Source organism: Phormidium pseudopriestleyi FRX01 (assembly GCF_017313335.1).
Lineage (GTDB): Bacteria > Cyanobacteriota > Cyanobacteriia > Cyanobacteriales > Laspinemataceae > Laspinema > Laspinema pseudopriestleyi.
This window is the reverse complement of record NZ_JAFLQW010000662.1, coordinates 1-3,950: the sequence shown is the minus strand read 5'-3', so window position 1 is coordinate 3,950 and position 3,950 is coordinate 1. Positions and strand designations below refer to the sequence as shown.

Sequence of the window (3,950 nt, the reverse complement as noted above, 5' to 3'; positions counted from 1 at the left end):
TCCACGGCGTCTCCGCCACGATCGCCAATAGCACCTTATCTAAGTCCCTTCGTGAAGGTGTTTTTGTGAGCGGCACGGGTAAACCGACGATCTTAAATAACATTTTTTCTGAGAATACGGGTAACGGGATGTCCTTTGTGGACAATGCCAAAGGGGAAGTGCGAGGCAACCTGTTTCAAAAAACTGGCTATGGGTTGGCGATCGGCTATCAGTCAGCGCCTTTGCTCAAAGATAACCACATTCTGGAAAATCGCACCGGGCTAGTCATTAATGGTGACGCCAGTCCCGTCCTTCGCAACAATATTATCGAAAAGAACGAGGAAGACGGCATCACCGTTACCACTAATGCCAAAGTGGACCTGGGGACGAGTGAAGACCCTGCTGGTAACACGATTAAAGATAACGGCAAGTTTGATGTCCAAAATACCAGTACCGAGAAAATCCTCAGTATCGGCAATACCCTAAGTGCGACGAAGGTCAAAGGTGATATCGAGTTTGTCGTCAGCAATGTCCCTCCCGAGGATCCGGACTCTGATCCTGACAAACCGACTAGCTTAACGGATATTGCGGGTCATTGGGCGGCACCCTTTATCACCGCAATGGTCGAGAAAAAGTTGATTGCTGGGTTCCCCGATAGCACATTTAAGCCGGAAGAGAAGCTGACTCGTGCTCAATATGCGGCGATCATCGCGAAAGCCTTTAATGAAACCCTCAGTAGCACCACGACGAACTTCACCGATGTCGCCAGTGATTTCTGGGGTAAAGATGCGATCGTCAAAGCCAACCGCATGGGCTTCATCGCCGGATTCCCCGATGTGACTTTCCGTCCCAAGGACAATTTAACTCGGGTACAGGCGTTGGTTTCTTTAGCCAGTGGCTTGAAACTCAGTGACGGAGATGCCGCGACCCTGGGGTATTACACCGATCGCGCTCAAATCCCCAGCTATGCCACCGATGCCGTGGCGATCGCCACGGAAAAAGGGATGGTGGTTAACTATCCTAATGTTAAGGAACTCAATCCGATGCGGGAAATCACCCGGGCGGAAGTCGCGGCTATTATTTATCAAGGCTTAGTCGTCAAAGGACTCGCCAACGCGATTACTTCATCTCACATCGTGGCATCTGATGTCAAATCAGAACCCTTGAGTGATATTGCCGGTCACTGGGCCGAACCGTTCATTCTGGGTTTATACAATGCCGGAGCAGTCGGGGGCTATCCTGATGGCACCTTCAAGCCCGATGACAAAATGACCCGGGCGCAATATGCCGCCTTACTCACCAAAGCCTTAAATCCCCCAGTTAAACGGGATGCGGCTACTTTTAAAGATGTTCCCGAAGATTTCTGGGGCTACGTCGCGATCCAAACCGCCTATAAAAGCGAATTTATCTCCGGCTTCCCAGATAACACCTTCAAGCCGGCTGAAAATGTCCAGCGCGCCCAGGTGCTCGTTTCTCTCGTCAATGGACTCGGGTTATCCGGTGGGGATGTAGAGAGCTTAACTAAATTTAGCGATCGCACAAGCATTCCCGAATATGCTAAGAAGGCAGTGGCAACGGCCCTCGCCAAGGAATTAATTGTGAGTCATACCAACCCGGACAAACTTGACCCCACTGGCGATGCTACCCGCGCCGAAGTCACTGTGATGATTTATCAAGCCTTAGTCAATGCCGATAAAATGGCGGCGATTGAGTCGAAATATATCCTCTCTGCGTAAAAAGTTTAGCACTCAAGGTGGAGCTATTCCACTCCACCTTGGTCTTTATTCGCTCCTTGCACTTCTTCTAACTCCTTGGGGGGTGGGCTTCTGCCCACCCTTTTCTGCGTTAAAAGTTCGGGAAACTACTGTAGGGATTTATCACCGGAGCCTTCCGACTGACCCTAAATAGCTCCTACTGTTCTGCGATCGAACTCCCGAACAGTAGAGACAACTGATTGAGCAACGTGATATTAAGTAAAAAAATTTTATACTCTTCATCACCGGGATGACTGGCCCATTATTCACAAAACCCGGGTAGGAACACAAAATTTTGCATCTCCACCCGGGTTTTAGACTTGTAATCAAACTGATGCCCAGAAACCGGGTTCCTCCGAAAATGGCGCGGGTTGTGACCCAGATCTTGATCTCATCAACCCGATTTCTGAGTTAACCTGTATGACAAAGGGTTGAAGGTCTCCTCATGAATCGGGGATTCATAACCCGAATCACCCGGAACCGATTAAGCCGGATTCAGCACCCAATTGACCAGAGTGCGGACCCCAAAACCCGTGGCCCCGGCACTGTTATATCCCTTATCTTTTTCCGTCCAAACCGGCCCTGCAATATCTAAATGCGCCCAGGGTGTTTTCTCCACAAATTGTTTGAGGAAGAGTGCTGCAGTAATAGAGCCACCGGGACGCGGCCCTGTATTCTTCATATCCGCGTGCAGGGACTTCAATCCCTCAAAATAAGACTCTTCCATCGGTAACTGCCAGAACTTTTCTCCCGCCGTTTTGGAAGCGGCGAGCAACTGACTCGCTAACCCTTCATCCGTACTCCACAACCCCGCAATATCATTACCGAGGGCAACCACACAAGCTCCCGTGAGGGTGGCTAAATCAACGATCGCATCAACCCCCAGTTTCTCCGTAAATACCAAAGCATCCGCCAGGGTTAACCGACCTTCTGCATCCGTATTATTCACCTCAATGGTTTTACCATTAGAAGCCGTGAGGATATCTCCTGGGTGCATCGCCCGACCACTAATCATATTCTCCGTCACCGCTGCGATGAAGTGCACCTCGACATCGGGTTTTAATTGACCGATCGCCTTCGCCGCACCAAACGTCGCAGCAGAACCCCCCATATCCATCTTCATCGTTTCGATACCACTGCCGGTGGGCTTAATATTCAGCCCTCCCGAGTCAAACGTCAAACCCTTACCCACGATCGCCAATTTCCGCCGGGGTGTCCCTTGGGGTTTGTAGGTCAAATGGATAAATTTTGGAGGCATTTCCGACGCTTGCGCCACCCCGAGAAACGCACCCATTCCCAGGTTTAGACAATCTTCCTGTTCCAGGATTTCCAAGTCCAGACCATATTCAGCCGCCAGTTCCTCCGCCGTGTCAGCCATTGACATCGGCGTGACAATATTGGAGGGGGCCGCTACCAACTCCCGTGCTAAATTCACCCCACTAGAAATTTGTAAACCTCGGGTAATCGCAGCTTGGCGATCGGCCAAACCGAGCAACTCCACTCGTTCCAGTGACGATCCCGTTTCTTCCGGGTCCGACTTAAAGCGCAAATCCTTAAACAGGGCTAATTCTATCCCTTCAGCGATCGCCTGGGCCGTGGTATCCGGGTCATTATTCCACAGGGGGAGATCGATGCCGAGGGTTTTGCACTTTTCTTTACTCGCCACCTTTGCGGCAGTCCCTGCGGCACGTCTCAAACTATCCACACTAAGGGACTCGGACTTGCCTAACCCCACCAGAATAATCTTGCGGATAGCACTGCCGCCCCCGACACGAGTCACTGCGCTACTATTGTCTTTGCCTTTAAACTCCGTCTCGGCAATCAGTTCGGCGATCGTCCCGCCTAGCTTGTCATTGAGCTGACCTAATTCCCCGGTGATTTCCGTTGCCTCTTCAAACACCCCAATGGCTAAGGCGTCTCCAGACCAGTCCAACCGTGGCGTTCCTATTCCTTGAAATTCCATTCCTAGACCTGACTAATGTAATACTTCGCAACAATACCAGTATGGATCGAGATTGAAGTTTCCACAGAGGGGTTACAGGGGTTGCACCCGGTCAGGAAAAGAGTCCCCTAAGTCCTGAAGGCGATCGCCTTCAGGGGCATAAATCATCCTCAGATGAGATGAGACGAGTTGATCAGATCCCCCCTAATTTTTCCGCAGAAACCCGGTTTCTTTGCCTAAGTCTTGTCCGACATAGTAACCTGGAATTGAACTTC

At 50.7% G+C, this 3,950-nt stretch carries 2 protein-coding genes; one reads left to right on the top strand and one right to left on the bottom strand.

Translation table 11 applies throughout. The features are described 5' to 3' along the window. Window positions 1–1,715, top strand: a 1,715-nt coding sequence (locus J0895_RS24795; protein WP_207090652.1) for an S-layer homology domain-containing protein, incomplete at its 5' end; no start/stop codon positions are given. A 502-nt stretch (window positions 1,716–2,217) separates the two neighbouring features. Here J0895_RS24795 and J0895_RS24790 read toward each other — a convergent pair. After that, window positions 2,218–3,696 (bottom strand): leucyl aminopeptidase, encoded by a 1,479-nt coding sequence (locus J0895_RS24790; RefSeq protein WP_207090651.1) that lies wholly within the window; start codon window positions 3,694–3,696, stop codon window positions 2,218–2,220. Window positions 3,697–3,950 lie beyond the last annotated feature (254 nt).

Coding starts and splice junctions, on each gene's coding strand:
- J0895_RS24790 (WP_207090651.1), bottom strand. CDS start 3,696: ATGGAATTTCAAGGAATAGGAACGCCACGGTTGGACTGGTCTGGAGAC.